A 24,383-nucleotide genomic window follows, 5' to 3' on the forward strand; every position below is an offset into this window, starting at 1 on the left:
CCAGGCCGCGAAATTCTTTTGCCTGCATATTTGGTTTTCTATTAACTTTCCTTTTTTTGTTCACAGAGTTGGCTCATGCCAAAACCAACCTGCAGAGAATTCGATTCCACACATACAACATTGAAAATGGTTTAAGTCAAAGTACTGTTTTAAGTCTTGCTCAGGATAGTCTTGGCTATACCTGGATCGGTACTCAGGATGGCCTAAATCGCTTTGACGGATTTGAAAACACTGTTTTCCGCCATTCCCCTACAAACTCTGAAACCATAAATTCCCCAACAATCAGCAACCTCTTATTTGATGGTAACAGAACCTTATGGGTTCTGACGCCACAAGGTTTGGATAGCATTGATGTTCGCTCTTTAAAAGTGACCCACTGGACTGATTCATTACAAAACCTGATGGTGGAAAGTGCAGATGCACCTAGTGTCCCCAAAGAGGTTTGGTCAATTTCTCTAAATACAGATAAAACACTCTCTGTGTTAGGCTCGGATTATTTTGCCACCATTGATATTACAAACAAAACAGTCAATCAGAATCAACGCTTGACCGATTTTATTGAAGGCAAGCAGTTGAAGAAAATGACGGTTATCGATCAACTGATATATTTCATTAAAGATGACTGTATATTGCAGGTTGATTTTGGTGGCTCTCAACGTAAACAGTTTTGTGCTTCTAACATTGAGACCTTCGAGAATTTCTTTGTTTTCCCTGAGTTTCCGGAGCATATTTATTTTTCCAGAGGGACTGGTTTCTCGCGTTTTAACATGAGCAGTGAAGTGTTTGAGCATTTCGATGTTTTTGACTCAAAGACTGGCTCTCTGGTTGAGATTGAGTCTTTACTGCCTGACGGAAATGGTTTCTGGCTTGCTACCATAACTGGCTTAAAGTACTGGGATAACACGGCAAAAAAGACCATTCGTGAATATCACGCCAACTTTAGCGATAAACACTCCATTGCCAGTGACTATACGATGTCCCTAATGAGGGGATTTGATGGGCTTATCTGGCTTGGTACTGGGTTAGGTGTCAATTACTGGGATTCCCGTGAGCAGTTTATCCACTTACTACAAAAGTCAGAAGTTTCGCAGTTTAGCCGTGACAATATCACAACTTCAATTTTAAAAGATTATCGTGGCCGATTATGGGTCGGTACCGAGTCATCGGGAGTTTACCGCTACGATGAATCTTATACCGAATTAAACCATTATTCTTCACTGCCAACTAAAGATGGGCCAGTTACCACTGGTTATGTTGCTGATATGCTTGAAGACAACAGCAGAAACCTCTGGATGTTAACGGGCACCAGTCTTTTTATTAGACCCTACGGCAGTGAAAACTTTTTGTCTCTGAAGAGTCTGGCGGATACCAATGGCCAACCGGTAAAACTAACTGATCTGGCAACTATCATTGAGGGGCGTAATGGACATATATGGTTAGGAGGGCAGCAGGGCTTCTTTAAAGTGACTTTAGACAAAGCTGTTGGGGAAGAGCTTTCTGCTAAAGACCTGATTATCGAAAATATGACCGATAAATTGCCGACCAGTTTTATCCAGTCAAAATATGGTGTTTACACCATGTATGAAGATTTGCAAGGTTATATCTGGCTGGGAGGATCAAGAGGATTGATACGTTTCAGCCCATTGACCTTTGATCTTCAGTATTACATGAGTAACCCCAACGATCCTGAAACACTCTCCAGTTCTGATATTAATGTGATTTATGAAGACTTGTTGGGGGTTTTATGGATTGGTACCGTTACTGGGCTTAATCGAGTTCGTTATAACGTCAATGGCGAAGTCTACTTCCAGAGAATTACTGTGAGTGATGGTTTCATCAATGACTTTATTTGTTCTATTTTATCGGATGAATTTGGCAACCTATGGGTTTCAACCGCGAATGGTCTAGTTAAGTTCCATCCTGACAAAGGACGCCCAATTAACTATACCTACGCTGATGGTTTGCAATACAGTGAGTTTTTCGCCAATGCTCAATACGCCGATAATGAAGGCTATCTATACTTTGGTGGTTTAAATGGTATCAGTTACTTCAAGCCTGAAGACATCGTTATTGATAAGGAACATCAGCCGATAAAAATCACTGAAGTTATTCAGAACCATGAAAGACAACCTTTAACCAATACTCAGAATAACAGTCAATACAAATCAAGCATTCAATATGGTGAAATTACAGACATCAAGTTCACTGTGTTTAACTATATTAATGCTAATAACTTAGAGTTTCGGTACAAGGTAGAAGGCTTAACTGATGATTGGATACATCTTGGCAATTCAAGGTTGATCCGACTGCATTCTGTAGAACAGGAAAGTTTCAACATTCGAATACAGGTGCGTTATGAAGATGGGGACTGGAGCAGCAAAGAGTCTCAGCTAAAAATTGCTGTAATAAAAGGTTTCTGGCGCAGCTCAAAAGGTTTTGCGTTGTACTTTGTAGCATTGTCATTATTTGTTTTTGCTGTCTTCTTCTATATTTATCGAAGCATTAAAAAAGCATTGCGCCTAAAAGAGCGGCTTCTTAAAGAGTCCGAATCTAAAAGTCAGATGCTACTAAAAGATAAGAAGTCTTTGCTCTATCGTGTGGAAGACCTTCAGTACTCATTATCAGAGCAGCGTTACCAGGTAGAGCTTTTATCATCCAAACTTGAGCAGTCTGCAGTAGACGACCAACTTACAGGTTTTAGGACGCGAAGTTATCTAAAAGCCAGTATTCAGCAGGAGCTGGACTCAATCTTATCTACCTGGCGCGACAAGACTGAACTGCAGGGTGTTTATCTGGGCGTGTTTGCGGTTGATGTTGATAACCTGGCTACTATCAATCAGCAATACGGTCAGTTATGCGGTAATGAAGTGATTAAACAGCTTGCAGACTGCCTCAGAACAATTTGCTATGGCACAGATACTCTGGTTCGTTGGCAGGGTGCAACCTTGGTTATTTTAAGTCGCGGCATTGAAAAGCGTGAACAGATGTTACTCGCAGAGAAGATCCGCAACATTGTTGCTTCAAGGAAGTTTGATTTGGGCAACGGCAGTACTATTGATGTGACCTGTAGTATCGGTTTTACCCGATTCCCGTTCACAGATAATATAGAAAAGCCGCTGACCTGGGAGCAGATTATTTACGTGGTAGAGAAAGCCTTAGCAGTAGCAAAGAAAAACAGTCGAAATGCCTGGATAGGAATTTTTGCAAACCAGTTTACCCGTAGCTCAGAGTTAGATGCTAAGTTAGCTTCTGATTTACCTGCTTTAATTGTCAGTGGCCAGCTCGACTATGTGTCTTCTATTCCAAAGTCTAAGAAGCTGCTCTGGCTTTAAACGATTGTTTGTAGAAAGTTCTTTAGAACAGACTTGCTTAGTGCTGATGTATTAAGTGCAAAACAAACAATAAAACAGTAGCAAATAGCACACCGACTGCAAAATAGCCTTTATGTTTTATAACGAATCCATGGGAGTGGGGGGCTTCGGATTCTCCCTCATGTTTGTGAACTTCATGGGTGCCTTCATGGATAACAGAGACCGGTACGGAATGGTCATGATGGTGGATATGGCCATGGTCATCAACATGCGGTCTATGAATAATTACATGCAGCAAAGTTCCTGAAATAAAGGCCTGAAAATAATCAATAACATTGTTATGTAGGCCAGTTAGCTGTTGCTCGCCAGCATAATAGCCAATAACTGTTGCCATAAACATAAATCCAAAAACCAGCCATGTTCTAAAGTTTCCCCATTGCGGTTGCACGATCCACCAGATGCTCAAACCGACAACAATTCTATGTAAAATTACGGCGTAGGCTAACATTGGATTAGTGTCATTAGTTACGATAGCAGCGCCATCCAGCATTGCATGAATCATCAATCCTGTAATGCCCAGGAAAATCGCGAGACTATGAGCCTTATCTGCAGCCCGCCTAAAAGTGATTTCGATTAGGCCCGGTCCAAAAAAGCCAAGCAACACCATTGGAATTAATGCGTAGCCAATGTGTTCCCAAATGGCTGGTAAAACATCTATTAGTAATAATCCACCCACGGACACTAAAACAAAGGCAAAGAGGAAGTTATCAAGTCTACGATTGTATGGGAATAGCCCAACCAGAAAAGGGCCGAGTAAGAGTGCGATAAGGCTAAGAGCTAGTAACATCAATCAATAACCTTGCCTGGATTCATAATACCGTTAGGGTCAAAGGCGTGCTTGATGGATTTCAGATACGCAATTTCCGTCTCACTGCGCGTGTAACTCAAATAAGGTTTCTTTAAGATTCCCACACCGTGCTCGGCGGAGATGCTTCCCCCCATTTCTTGGAGCAGGCTGAAAATTTTTGGGTTTACTTGTTCACAGGCTTGCGTGAATTCTTGATATGGCATATTTTCCGGAGCCAGAATATTCAGGTGTAGATTGCCATCACCGATATGTCCAAACCAGATGACTTCAAAGTCAGGGTAGTCCTGAGCAACAATATCATTAACGCCAGTTAAGAAGTCAGTGATTTTTTCAGGGGTCACAGAAATATCATTCTTATAAGGTTTACGGCCGGAAATCGTTTCAGATATAAACTCCCGGTATTTCCACAGTTCTTCAACCTGTTGCTGGCTCTGGCTCATGACACCATCGAGAATTAATTCATCATTCAGACCATTTTCAAATTCAGATAATGCATCATTCATGACTTCTTCACTGTGGGCATCAAATTCTAATAGGCAATAATAAGGCGCTCTTTGTTCAACAGGGCAGGCCAGATTATGATGCGCCATGACTTTTTCAAGAGCTTCGTCCGAAAAGAACTCAAACGCGGTCAGGTCTAGCGCTTTCTGGAACCTTTGAAGGATCGGCATTAAACAATCGAGGTTAGGAATAGCCAGTAACAGTACTGTTAAATTGGCTGGTTTACGAGTTAGCTTCAAAGTTGCTTCGGTAATAATGCCAAGCGTACCTTCACTGCCTATGAACAGATGACGAAGATCATAACCGGTGGCATTTTTAATTAAGCCTTTGTTGAGCTCCAGAATGTCGCCTTTTCCAGTTACCACTGTTAAACCCTGAACCCAGTCGCGGGTTAGACCATAGCGAATAACTTTTATGCCGCCAGCATTAGTAGCAATATTGCCACCAATCTGGCTAGAACCGCTAGAAGCAAAATCCACCGGGTAATACAGCTCATGCTCATTTGCATACTGCTGAATTTGTTGAGTGATTGCCCCGGCCTGACAGTGGATTTGTTGACTGCCAGCATTAAAGCCGGTGATCTTGTTCATCTTATCCAAAGCGATAACCAACTCGCCATTTGCGGCAACAGCACCGCCACTTAGACCTGTTCGCCCACCAGAAGGAACAACTGCTACCTGATTTTCATTCGCCCATAAAACAATTTCTTGCACCTGCTCGGTGGTCTTTGGAAGCGCAATTGCTAGTGGTGCGGGCTGCTTGATATTGGTCCAGTCCTTACCGTAATGGTTAAGCGATTCCTGATCGGTAAGCAGGCAGTCATCATCAAGTAGGGTCTTTAATTGGCTGATGTAAGTATCTGAAGACATGAGCAATTTATTGGGCTGATTGGTTTTGCAAATAGGCGCATATTGTGCCAGAGCTGACCACTAAAAGGAATCCGCATAGGCCTTTGATGCTAAAAAAGAGTGCTTTCTTAAGCCAGCTTGTGTCTATTTAAGTGGGCAAGTGGTAATAGGCAAAAAAAAAGCTTCTGACTGGCAGAAGCTTAAAATAATCTTATCAATACATCATATGATACATAGATATCATAAGGGGGACGGAAATTGGTGGGTGGTACTGGGCTCGAACCAGTGACCCTCGCCTTGTAAGGGCGATGCTCTCCCAACTGAGCTAACCACCCAAATTCCATCTGTTCGCTAAGAACGGGGCGCATTATAAAGTGGTTATCGGTTAGGTCAATAACTTTTTAACGAAAACCTCAAAAAATCTTAATTTTGATTAAGTTATGACCGTTATTGAGTGAATTCACTGGGTAACTAATCTCTGAAAGTGGTTTTGTAAAGGAAGGCCTCTTGCTAGAATAGCGGCACTTTTACTTCACAACCATTAAAAGACCGAATATGACTGTAAAAACACGTTTTGCTCCAAGTCCCACAGGATATTTGCACGTTGGCGGTGCTCGTACAGCACTTTACTGCTGGCTGTATGCCAAAAAGCACCAGGGTACTTTTGTATTACGAATCGAAGATACTGACCGTGAACGCTCAACTGATGAGTCTGTACAGGCAATTCTTGATGGTATGGAGTGGTTGCACTTAGAGCATGACGAAGGTCCTTATTATCAGACCAAGCGTTTTGACCGCTATAAAGAAGTCATTGATGAAATGTTAGCCAATGGGCAGGCGTATCGTTGTTATTGCTCAAAAGAGCGGCTTGATGCTCTGCGTGAAGAACAGCAGGCCAATAAGCAGAATATTGGTTATGACGGCCATTGTCGTGGCTTAAGCGAATCCGATCAGGATTTGTCAAAACCCCATGTTATCCGCTTCAAAAACCCGAAAGAGGGTGCGGTGGTATTCGATGATTTAATTAAAGGCCGAATTTCAGTAAACAATAGCGAAATCGATGACCTGATCATTGCCCGAACCGATGGCACTCCAACTTATAATTTCACTGTGGTTGTTGATGATTTGGACATGGAGATTACTCACGTGATTCGTGGTGATGATCACGTCAATAATACACCTCGTCAAATCAACATGATTAAGGCACTCGGTAGAGATGTTCCTTTATATGCACACGTGCCAATGATCTTAGGCGATGATGGTAAACGTCTATCTAAGCGTCATGGCGCTGTCAGTGTCATGCAGTATCGTGACGATGGCTATTTGCCGCAGGCGTTGTTGAATTACCTGGTTCGCTTAGGCTGGTCGCATGGTGATCAGGAAGTGTTCTCGGTTGATGAGATGATTGAGTTTTTTGAACTATCAGACGTCAATCGTGCTCCTTCTGCTTTCAATACGGATAAGTTAAATTGGTTAAACCAACACTACATGAAAGAGTTGCCAGCAGAAGAAGTTCTAAAGCATTTGCAGTGGCACCTGGATCAGCAAGGTGTAGATGTGAGCAACGGTCCAGATATTAAATTGTTGATTCCTGAAATGGCAGAGCGAGTAAAAACGCTTAAAGAGTTAGCTTCCGCGGTTCGTTATTTTTACCATGACTTTGAAGAGTTTGATGCTGGCGCAGCAAAGAAACATTTGCGCCCTGTTGCTAAAGAGCCATTAGAGGCTGTGAAAGGAAAGTTGGAGCAGGCGAGTGAGTGGACAGCAGAGGCATTGCATGGCCTGGTCAGCGCTACAGCTGAAGAGCTAGAAATAGGTATGGGTAAAGTAGGGATGCCGTTACGTGTGGCGGTAACTGGCGCAGGCATGTCACCTGACTTGGGTATTACTCTTGAGTGGATAGGAAAGGAACGCGTGATTAAACGTATTGATAAAGCACTGACCTTAATTGCTGAGCGTGAGGCTCAAGCCTGATATTCTGAAACGCATAAAAAAACCTGCTTCCGCAGGTTTTTTTATGCCCAATACTTAGCTTACTTTGACTCGATACTTTTGATAGCTGCCAGGATTTGCTTGGCATGAGTACCATTGAGGTCGTCAACACCCGCAGTAATAGTATATTTCATACCGCCAACGTAGAAGTCAGAAGCAATAACTGACTGCCAGTGTGAAAGAGGGAAAACCTGATAACATTTTTTTGCAGTTCGACAGGTATAGTGAGTATAACCACCGACTTTATGATTATCGTCTAACGATAAGTATTTCTGTTCTTTATCAGCCGCGCCAGCGCGATAAAGTAAAGTGACGTTCTTTAAGTCTTTGCGGCTTTTATCATGGTTAAAACTGGAGCGTTCAGCTGCATAACCACTGATCACCATGTGAAGGTTTTTATCTTTAATAGTATAGCTGACGAAGCCTTTTGGCATAATGGATGGTTTCATGCTCCAGTGGCCAGGCATTGTCATATAGTTGCTGGCACCAATATTAACGGATTTTGTTGTTGCCACGGGTTTGCTAGGCGCATCCTCTGGCTGTGCAACTGTTGCTGGTTTACAGGCAACAAATAGAAGTGCAGAAAGCGCAAGAGTTAATGATTTGGCTAGATGTTTTGTCATCGATAAATACCCACTTGTTGTTTAACTATGTTACTTACGAAACCTTAAGAAACAATCAGGCCCAGTGTTCGTCGTACGCATCACGCTCACCAACACTAAACCGTGCTCCTTCGGCTAGAATGTGCATCTGCAGGCCAAACAGGGAAATCGGATCACCGCTCCCCGCAGACCCCATAGACGAGTATTGCAAATTGCATGGGTCAATTAAGGTAGCTGCTCCACCTCCATAAACTTGCAACTCATCTTTTGGGCTTATAAACAAAGCCGTACCATCATCAATTCCTACCCCGATGGTAAATGGGTTATAAGACAAAGCTGTTAAAAGCCTGCCGAGACGTCCTTGCTGTTTAAAATGATAATCCACCATAAAGCGATTAGTCAGTCCGAGTCCAGGTGCCATAGTAACGCCTGACTGCCTAGGTATATTAGCTTCATCACCGCCAGCAATCATATGCTCGCTGAGAAGAGCTGCTGCACCAAACAAACCAGCTACGTGAGTCCCATCGGCATTAAGTTTGCGCAGCTGTTTAGCTAAAGCGGTACCTCCAATCAGGGTTGAAATCTGAAGCGGACGTTCCCCAATAATAACAACCAAATCAACACCTGCAAGGTGCTGTAGGGTCATTGGACTGGAAGCGTCCTGACGACTTTGTACATTGTGTGTTTCACACTCGACAAAGCCATTATTGAGTAAGATTTCCCCAAGCGTTGTTTCTTGCGGGTCTTCGCTGACGTTTAAAATTAAAGCTTTAGCTTTTGCGGTCAGACATAGACTGCGCATTTTTTCGGCAACTCTGTCACTGACTGAGTTTAAGCATCCGCCGATCGGGATAATGTAACCACGTTCAAACTTACCGCTACCTTGTGATGGCATGAGTGAGTCCTTAAAAAATGGTGCTTACTGGCTCCGGGCCAACGAATACCTGCGGGTTTTGTTGCCAGCATTGCTGGAACTGACCTCTGTTATGTTGGACTGAGCATAGCACTAAATCTTGTTAAAAAATGTGGCAGAGTTAATGGTAATTGGATTTGAATCTATTATTGAAATCATTAACTTATATGCCAAACCTTATGCAGAGGTTGGTAACTTATTGATCCTGAAAGTCCCACCTTAGTCTATTGACCTTAGCTACATTAGCACTGCCATTAAATCAGCGTCAATAGCACCATCCGTCTTTAACCTTTACAGTTAAATTGATTGTTGCTTAAATGTCAGACTTTCAAATTCATGGGACATCAGAATGAAAAAACACCAACATATTATTTATTCTCTGGCAGTTGTTGCAGCCCTTGCCGGTTGTCAGCAGGAGTCAAAAGAGGCTAGCGAAAAGCAGCAAAATGCAGAAGCTGCTACTTCTGAAGTTGTTACCAACGAAGTGGAAGTATCTAAAGCCGAAACAGTAGTTCGCAAGAAACATAATCCTATAGACGATCATACTTATGGAAATCTACATGAAGTTGATCTTAAGCATCTGGATTTGGATTTAACTGTAGATTTTGAAGAAAAGTCTCTGAAAGGCTTTGTTGATCTCAGTTTTGACCGCTTGAAGGATAATGTAAGTGAATTAATTCTGGATACACGTGATATCGATGTTTCCAAAGTTGAACTCAATAAAAATGACCAGTGGATTGCTGGTGAGTTTGAGCTGGCTGAGAAAGACGAGGTCATGGGTTCCAAGTTGACGATCAAGCTAGAAGAGGGCGTTAACAAGGTGCGTGTGCACTATGCCACCCAACCTCAGGCCAGTGGCCTTCAGTGGTTAACTCCTGAGCAGACTGACGGTAAGAAACATCCTTTCATGTACAGTCAGGCCCAAGCAATTCATGCACGTAGCTTTGTTCCTGTACAGGACAGTCCTGCTGTTCGCATAACCTATAACGCAACGATTCGTACTCCAAAAGAATTGTTGGCGGTTATGAGTGCTTTCAACGAGCCAGACACAGCACTTGATGGTGAGTATCATTTTGAAATGCCTCAGGCAATACCAACATATCTGATTGCGATTGGCGTTGGTGATCTTAAGTTTAAGGCTATGAGCGATAGAACCGGTGTTTATGCAGAACCTGCAATCTTAGACGCAACTGTTGCCGAGTTCGATGATACCGAAGAAATGGTCAAAGTTACCGAGGAGCTGTATGGTCCATATCGTTGGGGGCGTTATGATTTATTGATTTTACCGCCTGCTTTCCCTTATGGCGGTATGGAAAATCCTCGTCTATCATTTATTACTCCTACCGTAATTGCTGGTGACAAAAGTCTGGTTAGCTTAATTGCGCATGAGCTTGCTCACTCTTGGTCAGGTAATCTTGTTACCAACGCCAATTGGCATGATTTCTGGTTAAACGAAGGTTTCACTTCCTATGTTGAGAATCGCATTATGGAAGAGCTTTTTGGACGTGAGCGCGCTTTGATGGAGCAGTCATTATCCGTTCAGGATTTACGCCAGGCTGTTCAGGATCTACCAACTGAATACACCGTTTTGAATGTTGATTTAAAAGGTGCCGATCCTGATGATGCTTTCTCTACCGTGCCATATACTAAAGGTCAAATGTTCCTGGTGTGGTTAGAAGAAAAATTTGGTCGTGAAGTATTTGATGCATTTTTGGTTAATTATTTTGATCACTTTGCATTCCAAAGTATCACTACCCAGCAGTTTGAAACTTATTTAAAAGAAAATCTATTAGATAAGCACCCGGGAGTCGTAACTGACGAGCAAATCCACACCTGGATTCATGAGCCCATGCTTCCTGAGATGATGCCAAACCCAACATCTGATGCCTTTGAAGTTGTTGATGCTAAAACTAAGCAGTTGCTGTCAGGAGAAATCACTCTGGATCAGCTTGGCACAGAGGAATGGACGGTTCACGAGTGGTTGCACTTTATCAACAACTTACCTGCTGGTTTGCCTCAGGATGACATGATGGCTTTGGATGCGAAGTTTAAACTGACAGAGTCAACCAATAACGAAATTGCTCACGCATGGTTATTATTGTCGCTTAAGGCTGGATATGATGTGGTAATGCCACGCCTTCAGGATTACCTCATCAGTATCGGACGTCGCAAATTGATCGTCCCACTGTACAAGCAATTAATGGAAACAGAACAGGGCACAGAGTTTGCTAAACGTGTCTATAAAGTGGCACGTCCCGGCTATCATCCTTTAGCTCAGGCTACTCTTGATGAAGTTGTAAAATAAACTCCATAGTTTGTTTTTGCAAAAAGGGCTTTCTTCGGAAAGCCTTTTTTGTTTTCGCATATAAGTATTGAATATTTGTAACATCTGATGGAAGTGTTAATCTAATTGATTATTGTTGTCAGGAGTTCGAAATGCAGCATCATGTTTTTAATACACCAATTACCACCAAAGCGAAACCAGGATTGGATATAGCAACATTTGCTATGGGCTGCTTTTGGGGAGCTGAGAAGCTTTTTTGGCAACAACCAGGTGTTGTCATGACAAGTGTTGGCTATGCTGGCTCTGACTATAAGAATCCAACCTATGAGCAGGTATGTAGCGGGTTTACTGGTCATGCAGAAGCACTCCAGGTCATTTATGACCCACAAAAAATATCTTATAAAGACTTGCTAAAGCTCTTTTGGGAAAACCATGATCCAACTCAGGGCATGCGTCAGGGTAATGACATTGGAACTCAATACCGTTCAGTTATCTTTACTCACTCTCAGGAACAAAGCGAAACTGCGCTTGTCAGCAAGAGTGAATATCAAAAGCTGCTCAGCGACAATGGTTATTCGAGTATTACAACTGAAATAGTTCCGATGACTGAATACTACTTAGCCGAAGAATACCATCAGCAATATCTATCCAAGAATCCAGGCGGTTACTGTGGGCATGGCGGAACTGGCGTTTGCTTCATAAATGATCAATCATCATAAATTATAAATATAGACTATATAGGAGTTACTTATGGCACACCTGAAACCACTTCCAGCTGAAACTCATCCGCAACTTGCAAAAGATTTTAAAATTTTCGAGGAAATATTGGGGTTTGTGCCTAATAGCTTACTAACCATGCAGCGTAGACCTAAGATGGTAGAAGCTTTTGGTGTTTTAACTAAGGCGGTTATGGATCCAGAAGGTGAAGTTGATCTTGGCTTTAAACGTCTTATTGCTCATTTCGCGAGCCGTGCTGCTGGTTGTCAGTATTGCGAAGCGCATTCATTAATAGCTGCAAATATCCATGGAGTGTCGCAGGAAAAGCTTGATGCTATCTGGGATTATCAAACAAGCCCATTGTACTCAGATGCTGAGCGCGTAGCACTAGACTATGCCATGGCAGCTGGCTCAGTGCCAAATGCAGTTGATGAAGAATTGATGGTGCGTATGAAAACGCATTGGTCAGAGAATCAAATTGTGGAAATTCTCGGTGCAGTTTGCCTCTACGGCTTTTTAAATCGCTGGAATGACTCGATGGCCACTGATTTGGAGGAGCCGCCCAAGCAGATGGGTGAAAGAGTGTTGGCCAAGGGCGGTTGGACTGGAGGCAAACACACCAGTTAATGACTATAATGTTAAATTTGTGAGCTATGACTTGCCGTCAGTTTACAAATGGAGGATTATTGTTATCAGCTGATTGATTTGTAAGCAGCTCTTATCAATACACAACTAAGAATAAGGTGGATCTTATGGCAGGTAAATTTGTAATATCAAAAGGAAAAGATGGGAAGCTATATTTCGTGCTAAAAGCCGGTAATGGTGAAACTATCCTTCAAAGTCAGGGCTACAGTTCCCAGGCCGCTTGTGAAAATGGTATTGAATCGGTTCGTAAAAACTCCCTAAATGCAGATAGGTTTTCAAAAGAAACTGCAAAAGATGGACGTTTTTATTTCACGTTAAATGCTACTAATGGTCAGCAGATTGGTAAGAGCCAGATGTATAAGTCTGAAAGTGGGCGCAATAACGGCATTGTATCAGTTGCAAAAAATGCACAAGATGCAAAGATAGAAACTGAAGCTGCGGCTTAAGACACTTAAGTCATAAGCAAAAGCCCTCGATTGAGGGCTTTTTTGTTTAGTGACTCCCTTCGGACTTAGTCGTCAGGTAATCCATTATTGCAAATAACAATCCAGAAATAACAAAGGTGCCATGGATAAGCAGTTTCCATAAAACAACATCTGTTTCGATGGCTTCTGGCATCTTATCTAGCTGCATGTAGGTTCTTAGTAAATCAATACCTGAAATCGCTACGATAGAGCTGATGAGTTTAACTTTTAATGTTGAGAAGCCAACTTTTCCCATCCAGCCAGGTCTATCTTCATGATCCGCAACGTCAATTTTTGAAACAAAACTCTCATAGCCACTGAAGATAATAATTATTAACAAGTTAGCCAGTAACGTCATATCAACCAGGGCGAGAATGCCCAGTATCGTTGCAATTTCTCCGAGTTCACCAAAATGCGTAACAAGATGCCATAACTCTTTGGCAAAGCTACCGAACAAAATAAAGATAGAAATAATTAACCCGACAAAAAATGGTGCCAGAATCCAACGGCTACCAAATAATGCTTTTTCAAAACCACGCTCAATATTTTTCATTTAATCCCCGTATGGTTTTATTGATTTTTGCTTATTCTAATGGAATCCCGGCAAAACTGCATACAAAAGTGTGACTTTAATCGAGTTGTATCAATTCTGTCATTCCGTTGTTATTTGGCGTTATGATAATCAAGCCTTAATTAACTTTATGGATTAATAATCATGGCTGCACAACAAGGTGATTTTGAAGGCGAAGAATGCTCCAGTAAAAAACTTTATTTATTCAGGCATGGAAAGTCAGACTGGGAGGCGAGATTTGGTAGTGATCATGAAAGGCCGTTAGCAGAAAGAGGGCGTATCGCTGCAGAAAATATGGGGAAGCACCTGGCCAGAGTTAAACAAGTTCCAGAGCTTATTTTGTGCTCTTCATCCGTGCGTACTAAGGAAACGTTGGCGCTGGCAATGAAGAGTGGAAATTGGCAATCGGATGTAATCTATTGTCGTGAGCTGTATTTGGCGAGTGTTCAGGAAGCAATAGAGCTTATTCAAAATCAAACTGGCTCAGTGAGTAAACTGATGGTTGTCGCCCATGAGCCGATGTGTTCATCACTGATTGCGGAGCTGGCAATGGGGGCTAATGTAAAGTTTCCGACGGCCAGTGTAGCTAGACTATCTTTTCGCGCCGAACAATGGAACCAAATCAATTTTAGTAAAGGACGTCTCGATTGGTTGTTGACGCCAAAAGCACTGTTTAAATAAAAGGTATAAGCTGGATAAAAGAAAAGCGACTAAAGTCGCTTTTCTAAGTTTATTACAGGTTGTTAGAAATACCAGTTAAAGAAGAAACCAATATTATTACCATCAAAGGTTTCTCCGGTAGGATCGTAATCATAATCAATATGGGTATAGCGAACACCCCAAGCCCAGATGTCATAATTATTTTCGTACTCAAGGACTAAGCCCAAAGCGTTTTCAAATTCAGCGGTGCCGTATAAACCAGGTAAATCAAGCTCTAGCTCTGGGTTCAATTCATAGGTAAAACCAGCACCAAACAAATGACCGTTATTGTTGATTGAACCAATAATTGTCAGTGGCATGCGGGAAAAGGTGGCATCGCCATTTGATGCAAAGACACCGCCACTTTTGTAGCCAATTGTGCTTTTTAGTGCCCATTCTTCAAAGTCTGCCCTGAAACCAAAATCCAACCAGAAACCCTCACCGGTTTTGACTTCGTCACTAGAACCATCGGTAAAGCGAATGTCATCGACTAATGTTTCCCCACCGAATGAAAGTCCACCACCGAGAATACCTGAAACCTGAGCTTGTTCCTGCGCTTGTGTTACAGTGTTAAAGGTAAGCCCCGATGCCAAAAGTGCCGCAAGTGCAATTTTATGAGTTGTCATTTTTATGTCCTAATAGTTGTATAAAAAGCCTTGCTAATTATAGACTGTAGTTATGTGAATAGAAACTTAACGTTAAACTTGAACTTGCTTACCTGTGGCCCCATTTATGCCATAATAAACGAGACATTTCGCGAAAGAAGTTGGTATGAGTAACGACCATAATCACAGACATGACCAAGAGCATGAGCACGGCCTCGCAGTAGCCGATGCCAAACCTAAGCTCAAACAGCCACCTATGTATAAGGTGTTGATTCTTAATGATGATTACACCCCTATGGATTTTGTGGTTGATGTGCTGCGTAAATTTTTTACTATGAATAAAGAACAGGCAACACGCGTTATGTTGCAGGTTCATCACGAAGGGCAAGGTGTGTGCGGTGTGTTTACACCTGATATTGCTGAAACCAAAGTAGTGCAAGTCAATGAATTCGCACGTGCTAACCAGCACCCTTTGTTATGTGTTATGGAACCGGAAGACGGTGAATAACTCAATTAAGCGTTACATAAGGTAGGTGGCATTATGCTCGATAAAGCACTTGAAAAATCATTGAATCATGCCTTTCACGATGCTCGTGAAAAGCGTCATGAATTTATCACCATTGAGCACCTGATGCTGGCCCTACTAGACAACAAAGATGCTTTAGAGGTCTTACGCGCTGTGGGTGCCGATATTGGCGTTCTTAAGTCTGATCTTGAAAAGTTCGTCAATCAGACCACACCTCAATTTTCAGACGAAGATGATGAGTTTGAAATTCAGCCGACTATTGGTTTTCAGCGCGTATTGCAACGTGCGGTTTTCCATGTGCAGTCCTCTGGCCGTGAAGCTGTCAGCGGTGCAAATGTTTTGGTTGCAATGTTTAGCGAACCTGAGTCTCAGGCTGTTTTCCTCCTTTCCAAGCAGGATATCTCCCGCCTTGATGTCGTTAATTATATTTCACATGGCGTCAGTTCAGATGAAGAAGACTTTCCTGAGCTGGAACATGATGAAGGCGAGCAGGAGCCACAGGAACCTAGACCGCTGGACCAATATGCAGTCAACCTCAATAAATTAGCCGAGCAGGGCCGTATTGACCCTCTCATCGGTCGTGCCAATGAAATCGAGCGTGTCGTTCAGGTGCTATGCCGTCGCCGTAAAAACAATCCATTGCTGGTTGGAGAAGCTGGCGTCGGTAAAACCGCAATCGCTGAGGGACTGGCAAAGCGAATCGTTGATGGCGATGTACCAGAAGTAATAGCAGATGCGGTAGTTTATGCCTTGGACCTGGGTGTTTTGCTGGCAGGTACAAAATATCGAGGTGATTTTGAAAAACGCCTGAAAGCTGTATTAGCGCAGCTCAAAAAAGAATCTCACGCAATACTGTTTATTGACGAAATCCATACCATTATTGGGGCCGGAGCTGCTTCAGGCGGCACTATGGACGCATCCAATCTTATTAAGCCAGTATTGGCTAACGGTGAGCTCCGTTGCTTGGGCTCAACCACTTTCCAGGAATATCGCGGTATCTTTGAAAAAGATCACGCATTAGCGCGTCGTTTCCAGAAAATTGATATCAATGAGCCAAGCGTTTTGGATACCATTGGCATCCTCGAAGGTTTAAAAGAGCGTTATGAAAAGCATCACGGTGTAACTTACTCAAAACAAGCCATTCAGGCCGCTGCTGAGCTCTCTGCAAAGTACATTAATGACCGACAACTTCCTGACAAGGCCATTGATGTCATCGATGAAGCAGGGGCGCGTCAAAGAATTTTGCCTGAAGAGCAACGTAAGAAAACCATCACACCTCATGAAATCGAGCAGGTTATTGCCAAAATAGCCCGCATTCCTGAAAAAACGGTTTCCTCTTCTGATAAAAAATTACTGCAGAATCTTGAGCGTAATCTCAAAATGGTGGTATTTGGTCAAGATCAGGCGATTGAAACTTTATCAGAGTCAATCAAGCTGTCTCGTGCAGGACTCGGTCAGGAGAATAAACCTGTCGGATCGTTCCTGTTCGCTGGACCGACGGGTGTCGGTAAAACTGAGGTTACTAAGCAATTAGCACGTTTGATGGGCGTTGAGCTGATTCGCTTTGATATGTCCGAATATATGGAGCGCCATACGGTTTCTCGTTTGATTGGTGCGCCTCCAGGCTATGTGGGTTATGACCAGGGTGGCTTATTGACGGAGGCTGTTAATAAAAACCCTCATGCTGTAGTGCTTCTGGATGAAATTGAAAAAGCACATCCGGATGTGTTCAATCTTCTGTTGCAGGTCATGGACCACGGTACACTGACTGACAACAATGGCCGTAAAGCTGATTTCCGTAATATTGTTCTGGTCATGACCAGTAATGCCGGAGCACAGGAAATTATTAAAGGCAATATCGGCTTCAAAGAGCAGGATAAGTCACGTAACAACGAAGAAGCAATCAACCGCACATTCTCGCCTGAGTTCAGGAACCGTCTTGATGCTATCGTCTGGTTCAATTCGTTGCCACAGAAAGTCATTCTGTCTATTGTTGATAAATTCCTGACCGAAGTTCAGGGCCAGCTCGATGACAAGCAGGTTAATCTTCATGTTGATGACACTGCTCGACACTGGTTTGCACAGCATGGGTACGATGAGAACATGGGAGCTCGCCCAATGGCGCGTCTCATTAGCGATAAAATTCGTCGACCACTGGCCAATGAAATTCTATTTGGTAAGTTAATGCAGGGTGGTGACGTCTATGTCAGTCTCAAAAATGATGAGCTGGATATTCGTATAGAGCCACATATGGAAAAGCTGCCACAGGGAACTTCTTAATATTGATATAAACACAAAAAAGGCGCCAATGGCGCCTTTTTCTATAATGCTTACAAATTAACGGGCACGGAAAGTAATACGACCCTTGGTTAAATCATAAGGGCTGATTTCAACAGTAACAGTGTCGCCAGTTAAGATACGGATGTAGTTCTTGCGCATCTTGCCTGAGATGTGCGCAGTAACAATATGACCGTTCTCGAGCTCTACTCGAAACATAGTATTTGGCAAGGTTTCTAACACTTTACCTTCTAATTCAATAACGTCTTCTTTCGCCATGTTAAGCCCGTTTCTCCTCTTTGACTTTCAACAAAATGTTCAAAAAATGCGCGCGTATAATGCACTATTTAGACAATAATCGCAAAGTTTTTGTGTGAATAGGGCCTAATTGGATCAAAATTTGCACACTGAATCGGCTAGCAAGGTGTTAATTAGCTAATATCGGAGCTGGGAATGGTTTCTGAGAGTAGTTTCCAGTGGTTGTTATGCAATACCTCGGCTGGGCGGTATGAGCTCTTATAGCTCATCTTGTGGCAATTCTGAATATAGTAGCCGAGATAGGCATAGGGCAGATTGAGTTTTCGTGCTAGAGCAATGGTTTTCAAAATCAGAAAAACACCGAGACTTTTATAGCGATCATCTGGAGTAAAAAACGAATAGACGGCCGACAGTCCATCATCGAGTAGATCCAGGCACATGATCGCTATGGTCAGCTCTCCATCCTTGACCCTGATTTGGGCTGATTTACACCAATCGGAAAATAGGAAGTCAGCATATTGCTCGTATGATGGCGGATACATATCTCCATCTCTATGACGCTCTGTAATGTAGAGCTCATACAACTCATAATCTTCATGGGTGGGTTTTGCCGGTTCAAAATGAATGCTCAGGTTTTTATTGGCCTTTAAGATTCTCTTTTGACTGCGACTGGGTTTGAATTGCTCTGTTAAAACGCGAAATGGCTGACAGGCAGAACAGTGCGGACATTTTGGACGATAGACATGGTTGCCACTTCGACGAAAGCCTAGTCGGCTTAGCTCTGAATAAAGGGTATTGTTCATGGGCAAGGAAGGATCAGCAAACAGGGAAACAGCAGTTTGATTGTCTAGATAGCCGCAGGCATGCTCGGGCCCTGCGTAGAGCTTGATATGTTGAGTGCTTTTCTCTTTGTTACTCATGACAAGAGCCTCGCATAGTCAGCTTTTCCAATCCTTCAGAATCTTACTTTGCCATAGATTTGGGGGCTGTTGCCAGTTAATTTCTTGCTTTAAAAGTTTCAAAAATTCAGCTCGAGGTATATCACGCGCGCCCATCCGATACAGATGAGGGTTGCCAACTTGCGCGTCAAGCAATAAAAAGTCAGCTTGTATCAGGTAGTTTGCAAGGTAGACTAAAGCAATTTTGGATGCATTGGTTCTACGGCTAAACATGGATTCCCCAAAAAAGAATCTGCCGATGCTGACGCCGTACATGCCGCCAATCAGTGACTCTTGATCCCATACCTCGATAGAGTGGGCCAGACCTAGCTCGTGCAGCTTACAATAAGCTTGCTGCATTTCAGGCAAAATCCAGGTTTCAGGCTGGTCGTTTCTCGGTGCTGCACATTCTTGCACCACCTGTTGAAACGCCTTGTTGATGGTTACGATGTATTTAGCTTTGTTAAGTTCTCGTCTGAGTGAGCGTGATACATGAATCTCATCAAGTAGAAATACACAGCGCGGATCGGGCGACCACCATAAAATAGGTTCATCCTCACAGAACCATGGGAAAATGCCATGTCGATAGGCTTCAATCAGCCTGGGTACTGATAAATCACCTCCAACTGCCAATAAGCCATTAGGCTCATCTTGTGCTAATTGGGCATCAGGAAACAGTGGCGTTTCATCGAGGAGGAAAATGCTATTTGTCATAGATAGGTCATTTTTTCTTAACTATCATGAAAGTAACAATTTTGTGAGGTTTTGGCGAGGTCTTTGTGGTTTCTATGGTCAGGGCTCATTGTTAATCTTAATAACATTCATACAATAAGCTGATTGCGTCATATTCTAAGGGTCGATACTATTCGCCAATCAGTATTCTTTGGAATGACCATGATTCATCCTAAACACCACCGCATCGTTTTTTCATTTTTCATGTCGCTTTTAATGTCGTGCATCATGTCATTTATTATTAGCGTTTTTAACGTCGGCTTTGTCAGCAACATTGTTACGATATGGCTAAAAGCCTGGGCATTTGCTTTTGTTATTGCTTTTCCAGCTATTTTTCTGATTTCACCTTTAGTTCATAGATTGGTGAGTATGGTGCTTAAAGAGTCGGAGTAGTTATGGCTCATTTAACAAAGCCCTCAGGTTCATCCCTAAACACTGATGGCTTCACCCTGTGACGAAAAGTGGAAGTGTCAAAAGGGGGCGAGAAAACAGGCTGCAAAACTACTTGTCGCTGACCATGGCTAAAATACCTTGCAGTCTGTCCCCTCAGACTTGATATTACATCTGTGGTGCGTCATATTGTGTCGTACTTGAACATTCAATAAGAAGGACATCATGGCGGTAAAAGAGCTCAGCCAGATAGAACGTCAACTAGCTATCCTCAGACGCATTCCCACCGAACCACAAAAGGTTACCGTTAATGACTTGATTGAATATCTAGAAACGAGTCATAACTTAGGAAATTTAAGTAAGCGCAGTATCCAGCGTGATATGGCCATGCTTGAACGGGTCTTCGGTGTGCATGTAAAGACAATGGGGCGTGAGAACTATTATTACTTTCCCCAGGGTTCTCATATATCGCTCAAGAAGATGGGACCCGACTTGGCGCTAGGCTTCCTGTTGATGGAAAAGTACACACACAGCTTATTACCTGAAGCGAGTCTGGATGCTCTTGCACCTTATTTCAAAGAGGCTAAGCTGGCATTGAAAAACGAAAAATACAAATATGCAGACTGGGAAAAGAGGGTGGCTATTTACCCTAAGGTCTATCCACTCGAGCCGGCAAAGTTTAATGCCAATCATTTATTGGATATCTATAAGGCACTGCTGCTCAATAAACAGTTTAAGATGAACTACACCAAAAAAGGTGGAGAAACTAAAGACTACATCGTTAGTGCGCAAGGTGTCGTTCAGCAGGAGCAGGTTAGTTACCTGATTGCAACTTATGAAGGTCAAAAGGCTGAAGGGCTGATTCAGTTTGCTATTCATAGGATTAATAATATTGAAATCCTGGACTCATCGCCAAAACGAGTTGCCGGTTTTGATATTAGAGAATACCTGGAGCAGGGAGGGTTGGATATCAGCTTGTATGATGACCAATGTATCGAGCTTATTTTTAACAGATCAACAGCACAGCATCTCAATGAAACACCTTTAGCAAAAGATCAGACTTTAACAGAGCTCATAGATGGCAGAGTTCGCGTAACCGCAACAATCAATATTACCCAATCAATAAAATGGTGGTTGCTTGGATTTGGTGATCAGGTGGAAGTTATCAGGCCAAAAGCTTTCCGCGATGATATGAAAAAGACTGTTCAGGGCATGATGCAGCTGTACAGTCACAAGTCTTTATAGGATATAAGGTTAATGATGAATATCTGGTACCTGCATGGGTTTCGAAGCTCAGCCAAAAGCCCCAAAGTTAATGCAATGCAGCAGGCTTTTCCAAGCTGCAATGTTCAAGGGATAAGTTATACGCCACACTCGCCAGTAGTCGCTGAAGAAATACTGATTAATGAATATGAAAAACTGATTGGTAAAGATGATGACTTAATCGTCGTTGGGACTTCTCTGGGTGGATTTTGGGCAAGGTGGCTCGCTTCTGAACTTCCGATAAAGTCGTTAATGATTAATCCTTCACTACATCCTGACAATACACTCGAAACCGGTGAATTCAGTGTTTATGGTGAGTTTAATGAAATGATTAGGGTTACTGATAAAGATCTGCATGACTTTAATCATTATAAAGTTAACCAAGAACCCTATGGCCAAAGCGAAGTAGTACTGGCCATGGATGATGAAGTGTTGGATTCATATAAAACAGTTAAAGAACTGGAAGGCATTTACCCCATTCATAAATTCGAAACTGGGACTCACAGGTTTACAGAATTTGAGAGGGTGTTTCCTATCATAGAGAAGATGATAAACAGTAGGTAAGTATTTATGACCATTTTTTATATCGCCGCAGGCTTGCTAACAGTAGTTCTTGCAAGTTACGCAGCATTTCTTTTGTTTAAGCTCCAAAAACAAAATAAGGCAATTAAGCAATCAGAATTAGCTCAGGCTGAAAAGCATGATGCTCAAATGAAATCGATTATTGAAAGCATCACCTCAATCGCAAAAGCGATGAAGCATGAGCAGTGTCCTACAATTGAAGGTTGTATCCGTCTAAAGGTTCTAATTGATCAGCTTCGTCTCGAAGAGCAGCTTAAGGAAAATTTTACAGTCTTTTATACTGTGTATGACAAAACTGCACATATTCCGACGCATCAGGGATGGAAAGATCTAAAAACCAAGGAAAAAATGGTGCATACCAAACTGATGATGGAGATTGAATCTGAATACGACTCAGATATTAAACAAGCCGTTGAAAATGTTCTTGAGCAATTTCAGAGTGAGGAGCGGAGTATTTCTTAATTAAGAATGGCGCACCTGGCAGGAGTCGAACCTGCTACCTCAGCCTCCGGAGGGCTGCGCTCTATCCAAATGAGCTACAGGTGCATTATTTATATATTACAACCTTTCTATAAACTTCTGATGCGCTGAGGTCATTTTAGAGCTTCGCTCTAATCCAAATGTACCCTATCTTCTAACGAAGACGGGGCAGACCCAGCTACAGGTGCAAAATGCGCGCGTATTTTCACAATTATTCTTGTGTTTATCAAGCTAAAACGGGCAGGGAGATTCTACGGTTATAGTTTTGCCGGTTTTAGGATGAGTAATGGTCAGGCTTGCTGCATGCAGCAACAAGCGCTTTGCTTTAGTTTCTGAACCGTTTTTATGGTATAGGTGGCAACCAAGGATTGGGTGGCCTAATTCAAAGCAATGAAGGCGTAGCTGATGGCTACGGCCAGTTATGGGTTTGAGTTTGAGGCGAGTGGTTTGTTTATCCATATCACGATCGAGCACTTCCCATTCTGTAATGGCTTTCTTGCCTTGCTCAAAGTCTATTTTTTGTTTAGGTCTATTTGGCCAGTCGGCAATCATGGGCAGATCGATAACACCGCTGTCTTTGTCAACAATACCGTCGACGACTGCAATGTAGTACTTATCAGTCTGGCGCAATTCAAATTGTTTACTGATCTCTCGATGAGCAAATTTGGTTTGCGCCAGGATCATAACGCCTGATGTTGCCATATCGAGGCGATGAACGATTGAAGCTGTTTTCGACTTAGGATGATGCTGAAGTCTGGTAACGACACAGTCTTTATTTTCTTCATGTCGCCCCGGGATACTCAATAATCCAGCAGGTTTATTCACAAATAGAAAATGCTTATCGGGGTGAAGGATACGCACTGGCTCAGGGCAGAAAGGGACTATATGGTAATCAGCCATTACTTGCCTGCCTTTTTACGAGAGCCAGGTTTGGTGGCAATTATGACGGCACGCTTGGGTGCTGGATAACCTTCAATGGTCAAGTCCTTATTCTGCGGATCCAGATAATCTTCAAGCGACTGGAAAGTCATCCATTCTGTTGCACGCTGTTCATCTAGGCCTGTCTTAGCAACATTTGCGATTTTAATATCCTGAAAGTCGAGCTTTGCCATCCAGTTCTTTAGCATACCTGTTGTCGGAATAAACCAGACGTTATTCATTTGGGCATAACGGTCTTTTGGTATAAGACACTGATCAGCTTCTCCATCAATCACCAATGTTTCAAGCACAAGTTCACCCCCAGGGCGAAGCAGATTTTTCATGTGCAATATATGATCGATAGGGGAGCGACGGTGATACAGAACACCCATCGAGAAGATTGTGTCGAAACCTTGATCCGATAAGTTCTCAGGCAGATATTCAAGGCCAACCGGCAGATAGTGAACCGGGTAGTCGGCCAAATAGGTTTGCATCACGGCAAACTGCATTAAAAATAACTGTGAAGGGTCAATACCGATAACCAGCTTAGGATTATGAGCTGCCATACGCCAGCAGTGGTAGCCATTACCGCAGCCAACATCCAACACGATACGGTCTTCAAGCGAGCTGATTTGGTCTTTTAGTCGATCCCATTTCCAGTCAGAACGCCATTCGGTATCGATGTGTTGGCCAAATAAATGAAATGGACCTTTGCGCCAAGGATGAAATTTCATCAGTAGCTGTTTCAGTTGCTTTTGCTCATCTTCTGATAATTGAGAAGTACTGCCAATTTCAACCTTACTCGCCAACTCAATATGATCAGGAGTAATATCCGGGAGCTCTTTAAGCAGTTTAATCCAGTCGCTTAAATTGCCATGTGTGTAGTCAGCCATTCGTTGATTGACGGCATGCTTGAATTGATCAAGCCATGGATGAAGTCGGGTATCAGCGATAGCGTTATAGGTGTTAGTAAAATTAATCATAATGGCTTTGGCTTTA

At 42.7% G+C, this 24,383-nt stretch carries 24 protein-coding genes and 2 tRNA genes; 13 read left to right on the forward strand and 13 right to left on the reverse strand.

Annotated features, from left to right (window positions below):
* Positions 1-56 precede the first annotated feature (56 nt).
* Positions 57-3,332, forward strand: a complete 3,276-nt coding sequence (locus tag B158_RS0107465; protein ID WP_018624746.1) for a ligand-binding sensor domain-containing diguanylate cyclase — start codon at positions 57-59, stop codon at positions 3,330-3,332.
* 37 nt (positions 3,333-3,369) lie between these two features.
* On the opposite strand, the gene B158_RS0107470 is transcribed toward B158_RS0107465, so the two are convergent.
* The 3 genes from B158_RS0107470 to B158_RS0107480 all read right to left on the reverse strand — a co-directional run bounded on the left by B158_RS0107470 (position 3,370) and on the right by B158_RS0107480 (position 5,863).
* Complete coding sequence (locus B158_RS0107470; protein WP_018624747.1) at positions 3,370-4,158, reverse strand: hypothetical protein; 789 nt, start codon at positions 4,156-4,158, stop codon at positions 3,370-3,372.
* Positions 4,158-5,549: an FAD-binding oxidoreductase gene (locus B158_RS0107475; protein ID WP_018624748.1), complete on the reverse strand. Its 1,392-nt coding sequence runs from the start codon at positions 5,547-5,549 to the stop codon at positions 4,158-4,160. Before B158_RS0107475 ends, B158_RS0107470 begins: the two co-directional genes overlap by 1 nt.
* A gap of 238 nt (positions 5,550-5,787) precedes the next feature.
* Positions 5,788-5,863 (reverse strand) — tRNA-Val (locus tag B158_RS0107480).
* 220 nt (positions 5,864-6,083) lie between these two features.
* Here B158_RS0107480 and gltX point away from each other — a divergent pair.
* Positions 6,084-7,502 carry a glutamate--tRNA ligase gene (gene gltX / locus B158_RS0107485; protein WP_018624749.1) on the forward strand — a complete coding sequence of 473 codons (1,419 nt, stop codon included), beginning with the start codon at positions 6,084-6,086 and terminating at the stop codon, positions 7,500-7,502.
* A gap of 59 nt (positions 7,503-7,561) precedes the next feature.
* On the opposite strand, the gene B158_RS0107490 is transcribed toward gltX, so the two are convergent.
* Positions 7,562-8,143, reverse strand: coding sequence for a hypothetical protein (locus B158_RS0107490; RefSeq protein WP_018624750.1), 582 nt, complete (start codon positions 8,141-8,143; stop codon positions 7,562-7,564).
* Positions 8,144-8,198: 55 nt separating this feature from the next.
* The gene (locus B158_RS0107495; RefSeq protein WP_018624751.1) at positions 8,199-9,017 is read right to left on the reverse strand and encodes a cyanophycinase; all 819 of its coding nucleotides are present in this window, start codon (positions 9,015-9,017) and stop codon (positions 8,199-8,201) included.
* Positions 9,018-9,384: 367 nt separating this feature from the next.
* Between B158_RS0107495 and B158_RS0107505 the strand changes: the two genes are divergently transcribed.
* The 4 genes from B158_RS0107505 to B158_RS0107520 all read left to right on the forward strand — a co-directional run bounded on the left by B158_RS0107505 (position 9,385) and on the right by B158_RS0107520 (position 13,127).
* Positions 9,385-11,340 carry a M1 family metallopeptidase gene (locus B158_RS0107505; RefSeq protein WP_018624753.1) on the forward strand — a complete coding sequence of 652 codons (1,956 nt, stop codon included), beginning with the start codon at positions 9,385-9,387 and terminating at the stop codon, positions 11,338-11,340.
* Between the two features lie 131 nt (positions 11,341-11,471).
* Positions 11,472-12,038, forward strand: coding sequence for a peptide-methionine (S)-S-oxide reductase MsrA (gene msrA / locus B158_RS0107510; protein ID WP_018624754.1), 567 nt, complete (start codon positions 11,472-11,474; stop codon positions 12,036-12,038).
* Between the two features lie 31 nt (positions 12,039-12,069).
* Positions 12,070-12,663 carry a carboxymuconolactone decarboxylase family protein gene (locus tag B158_RS0107515; RefSeq protein ID WP_018624755.1) on the forward strand — a complete coding sequence of 198 codons (594 nt, stop codon included), beginning with the start codon at positions 12,070-12,072 and terminating at the stop codon, positions 12,661-12,663.
* Positions 12,664-12,788: 125 nt separating this feature from the next.
* Positions 12,789-13,127 carry a YegP family protein gene (locus B158_RS0107520; RefSeq protein WP_018624756.1) on the forward strand — a complete coding sequence of 113 codons (339 nt, stop codon included), beginning with the start codon at positions 12,789-12,791 and terminating at the stop codon, positions 13,125-13,127.
* A gap of 46 nt (positions 13,128-13,173) precedes the next feature.
* Here the strand turns inward: B158_RS0107520 and B158_RS0107525 are convergent, their stop codons facing one another.
* A complete protein-coding gene (locus tag B158_RS0107525) occupies positions 13,174-13,698 on the reverse strand; it encodes a TIGR00645 family protein (RefSeq protein ID WP_018624757.1) in 525 nt (174 codons plus the stop codon).
* Positions 13,699-13,860: 162 nt separating this feature from the next.
* On the opposite strand from B158_RS0107525, the gene B158_RS0107530 reads away from it, so the two are divergent.
* Complete coding sequence (locus tag B158_RS0107530; RefSeq protein ID WP_018624758.1) at positions 13,861-14,397, forward strand: SixA phosphatase family protein; 537 nt, start codon at positions 13,861-13,863, stop codon at positions 14,395-14,397.
* Positions 14,398-14,459: 62 nt separating this feature from the next.
* Here the strand turns inward: B158_RS0107530 and B158_RS0107535 are convergent, their stop codons facing one another.
* Positions 14,460-15,041 carry a hypothetical protein gene (locus B158_RS0107535; RefSeq protein WP_018624759.1) on the reverse strand — a complete coding sequence of 194 codons (582 nt, stop codon included), beginning with the start codon at positions 15,039-15,041 and terminating at the stop codon, positions 14,460-14,462.
* A 145-nt stretch (positions 15,042-15,186) separates the two neighbouring features.
* On the opposite strand from B158_RS0107535, the gene clpS reads away from it, so the two are divergent.
* Entirely contained in the window at positions 15,187-15,528 is a 342-nt protein-coding gene (clpS, locus tag B158_RS0107540; protein ID WP_018624760.1) for an ATP-dependent Clp protease adapter ClpS, read from the forward strand.
* A 33-nt stretch (positions 15,529-15,561) separates the two neighbouring features.
* Positions 15,562-17,826 carry an ATP-dependent Clp protease ATP-binding subunit ClpA gene (gene clpA, locus B158_RS12970; RefSeq protein WP_018624761.1) on the forward strand — a complete coding sequence of 755 codons (2,265 nt, stop codon included), beginning with the start codon at positions 15,562-15,564 and terminating at the stop codon, positions 17,824-17,826.
* Between the two features lie 57 nt (positions 17,827-17,883).
* Here the strand turns inward: clpA and infA are convergent, their stop codons facing one another.
* The 3 genes from infA to aat all read right to left on the reverse strand — a co-directional run bounded on the left by infA (position 17,884) and on the right by aat (position 19,733).
* Entirely contained in the window at positions 17,884-18,102 is a 219-nt protein-coding gene (infA, locus tag B158_RS0107550; RefSeq protein WP_018624762.1) for a translation initiation factor IF-1, read from the reverse strand.
* Positions 18,103-18,254: 152 nt separating this feature from the next.
* A complete protein-coding gene (locus B158_RS0107555; RefSeq protein WP_018624763.1) occupies positions 18,255-19,001 on the reverse strand; it encodes an arginyltransferase in 747 nt (248 codons plus the stop codon).
* An 18-nt stretch (positions 19,002-19,019) separates the two neighbouring features.
* Complete coding sequence (gene aat, locus B158_RS0107560; RefSeq protein ID WP_018624764.1) at positions 19,020-19,733, reverse strand: leucyl/phenylalanyl-tRNA--protein transferase; 714 nt, start codon at positions 19,731-19,733, stop codon at positions 19,020-19,022.
* Positions 19,734-19,913: 180 nt separating this feature from the next.
* On the opposite strand from aat, the gene B158_RS0107565 reads away from it, so the two are divergent.
* The 4 genes from B158_RS0107565 (at position 19,914) to B158_RS0107580 (ending at position 22,448) form a co-directional block, all read left to right on the forward strand.
* Positions 19,914-20,144, forward strand: coding sequence for a DUF2798 domain-containing protein (locus B158_RS0107565; RefSeq protein ID WP_018624765.1), 231 nt, complete (start codon positions 19,914-19,916; stop codon positions 20,142-20,144).
* Positions 20,145-20,366: 222 nt separating this feature from the next.
* Positions 20,367-21,386 (forward strand): helix-turn-helix transcriptional regulator, encoded by a 1,020-nt coding sequence (locus B158_RS0107570; protein WP_018624766.1) that lies wholly within the window; start codon positions 20,367-20,369, stop codon positions 21,384-21,386.
* Between the two features lie 12 nt (positions 21,387-21,398).
* On the forward strand, positions 21,399-21,968 hold the full coding sequence (locus tag B158_RS0107575; protein WP_018624767.1) for a YqiA/YcfP family alpha/beta fold hydrolase: 570 nt from the start codon (positions 21,399-21,401) through the stop codon (positions 21,966-21,968).
* A 6-nt stretch (positions 21,969-21,974) separates the two neighbouring features.
* Positions 21,975-22,448: a DUF2489 domain-containing protein gene (locus tag B158_RS0107580; RefSeq protein ID WP_018624768.1), complete on the forward strand. Its 474-nt coding sequence runs from the start codon at positions 21,975-21,977 to the stop codon at positions 22,446-22,448.
* A 7-nt stretch (positions 22,449-22,455) separates the two neighbouring features.
* Here B158_RS0107580 and B158_RS0107585 read toward each other — a convergent pair.
* From B158_RS0107585 to cmoB, 3 genes are all read right to left on the reverse strand, one after another.
* Positions 22,456-22,532, reverse strand: a tRNA-Arg gene (locus B158_RS0107585).
* A 165-nt stretch (positions 22,533-22,697) separates the two neighbouring features.
* Positions 22,698-23,366 (reverse strand): pseudouridine synthase, encoded by a 669-nt coding sequence (locus B158_RS0107590; protein ID WP_018624769.1) that lies wholly within the window; start codon positions 23,364-23,366, stop codon positions 22,698-22,700.
* Positions 23,366-24,367 carry a tRNA 5-methoxyuridine(34)/uridine 5-oxyacetic acid(34) synthase CmoB gene (cmoB, locus tag B158_RS0107595; protein ID WP_018624770.1) on the reverse strand — a complete coding sequence of 334 codons (1,002 nt, stop codon included), beginning with the start codon at positions 24,365-24,367 and terminating at the stop codon, positions 23,366-23,368. Before cmoB ends, B158_RS0107590 begins: the two co-directional genes overlap by 1 nt.
* Between the last annotated feature and the right edge of the window lie 16 nt (positions 24,368-24,383).

Source organism: Kangiella aquimarina DSM 16071 (assembly GCF_000374105.1).
Lineage (GTDB): Bacteria > Pseudomonadota > Gammaproteobacteria > Enterobacterales > Kangiellaceae > Kangiella > Kangiella aquimarina.

What these genes read in the sequence shown, in the direction of transcription:
- B158_RS0107470 (WP_018624747.1), bottom strand. Translation starts at nt 4,158, where the DNA reads ATGTTACTAGCTCTTAGCCTTATCGCACTCTTACTCGGCCCTTTTCTG.
- B158_RS0107515 (WP_018624755.1), top strand. Translation starts at nt 12,070, where the DNA reads ATGGCACACCTGAAACCACTTCCAGCTGAAACTCATCCGCAACTTGCA.
- B158_RS0107575 (WP_018624767.1), top strand. Translation starts at nt 21,399, where the DNA reads ATGATGAATATCTGGTACCTGCATGGGTTTCGAAGCTCAGCCAAAAGC.
- cmoB (WP_018624770.1), bottom strand. Translation starts at nt 24,367, where the DNA reads ATGATTAATTTTACTAACACCTATAACGCTATCGCTGATACCCGACTT.
- B158_RS0107525 (WP_018624757.1), bottom strand. Translation starts at nt 13,698, where the DNA reads ATGAAAAATATTGAGCGTGGTTTTGAAAAAGCATTATTTGGTAGCCGT.
- B158_RS0107580 (WP_018624768.1), top strand. Translation starts at nt 21,975, where the DNA reads ATGACCATTTTTTATATCGCCGCAGGCTTGCTAACAGTAGTTCTTGCA.
- B158_RS0107520 (WP_018624756.1), top strand. Translation starts at nt 12,789, where the DNA reads ATGGCAGGTAAATTTGTAATATCAAAAGGAAAAGATGGGAAGCTATAT.
- B158_RS0107490 (WP_018624750.1), bottom strand. Translation starts at nt 8,143, where the DNA reads ATGACAAAACATCTAGCCAAATCATTAACTCTTGCGCTTTCTGCACTT.
- clpA (WP_018624761.1), top strand. Translation starts at nt 15,562, where the DNA reads ATGCTCGATAAAGCACTTGAAAAATCATTGAATCATGCCTTTCACGAT.
- B158_RS0107505 (WP_018624753.1), top strand. Translation starts at nt 9,385, where the DNA reads ATGAAAAAACACCAACATATTATTTATTCTCTGGCAGTTGTTGCAGCC.
- B158_RS0107475 (WP_018624748.1), bottom strand. Translation starts at nt 5,549, where the DNA reads ATGTCTTCAGATACTTACATCAGCCAATTAAAGACCCTACTTGATGAT.
- aat (WP_018624764.1), bottom strand. Translation starts at nt 19,733, where the DNA reads ATGACAAATAGCATTTTCCTCCTCGATGAAACGCCACTGTTTCCTGAT.
- B158_RS0107495 (WP_018624751.1), bottom strand. Translation starts at nt 9,017, where the DNA reads ATGCCATCACAAGGTAGCGGTAAGTTTGAACGTGGTTACATTATCCCG.
- msrA (WP_018624754.1), top strand. Translation starts at nt 11,472, where the DNA reads ATGCAGCATCATGTTTTTAATACACCAATTACCACCAAAGCGAAACCA.
- B158_RS0107565 (WP_018624765.1), top strand. Translation starts at nt 19,914, where the DNA reads ATGATTCATCCTAAACACCACCGCATCGTTTTTTCATTTTTCATGTCG.
- B158_RS0107530 (WP_018624758.1), top strand. Translation starts at nt 13,861, where the DNA reads ATGGCTGCACAACAAGGTGATTTTGAAGGCGAAGAATGCTCCAGTAAA.
- B158_RS0107570 (WP_018624766.1), top strand. Translation starts at nt 20,367, where the DNA reads ATGGCGGTAAAAGAGCTCAGCCAGATAGAACGTCAACTAGCTATCCTC.
- gltX (WP_018624749.1), top strand. Translation starts at nt 6,084, where the DNA reads ATGACTGTAAAAACACGTTTTGCTCCAAGTCCCACAGGATATTTGCAC.
- B158_RS0107555 (WP_018624763.1), bottom strand. Translation starts at nt 19,001, where the DNA reads ATGAGTAACAAAGAGAAAAGCACTCAACATATCAAGCTCTACGCAGGG.
- infA (WP_018624762.1), bottom strand. Translation starts at nt 18,102, where the DNA reads ATGGCGAAAGAAGACGTTATTGAATTAGAAGGTAAAGTGTTAGAAACC.
- B158_RS0107590 (WP_018624769.1), bottom strand. Translation starts at nt 23,366, where the DNA reads ATGGCTGATTACCATATAGTCCCTTTCTGCCCTGAGCCAGTGCGTATC.
- clpS (WP_018624760.1), top strand. Translation starts at nt 15,187, where the DNA reads ATGAGTAACGACCATAATCACAGACATGACCAAGAGCATGAGCACGGC.
- B158_RS0107535 (WP_018624759.1), bottom strand. Translation starts at nt 15,041, where the DNA reads ATGACAACTCATAAAATTGCACTTGCGGCACTTTTGGCATCGGGGCTT.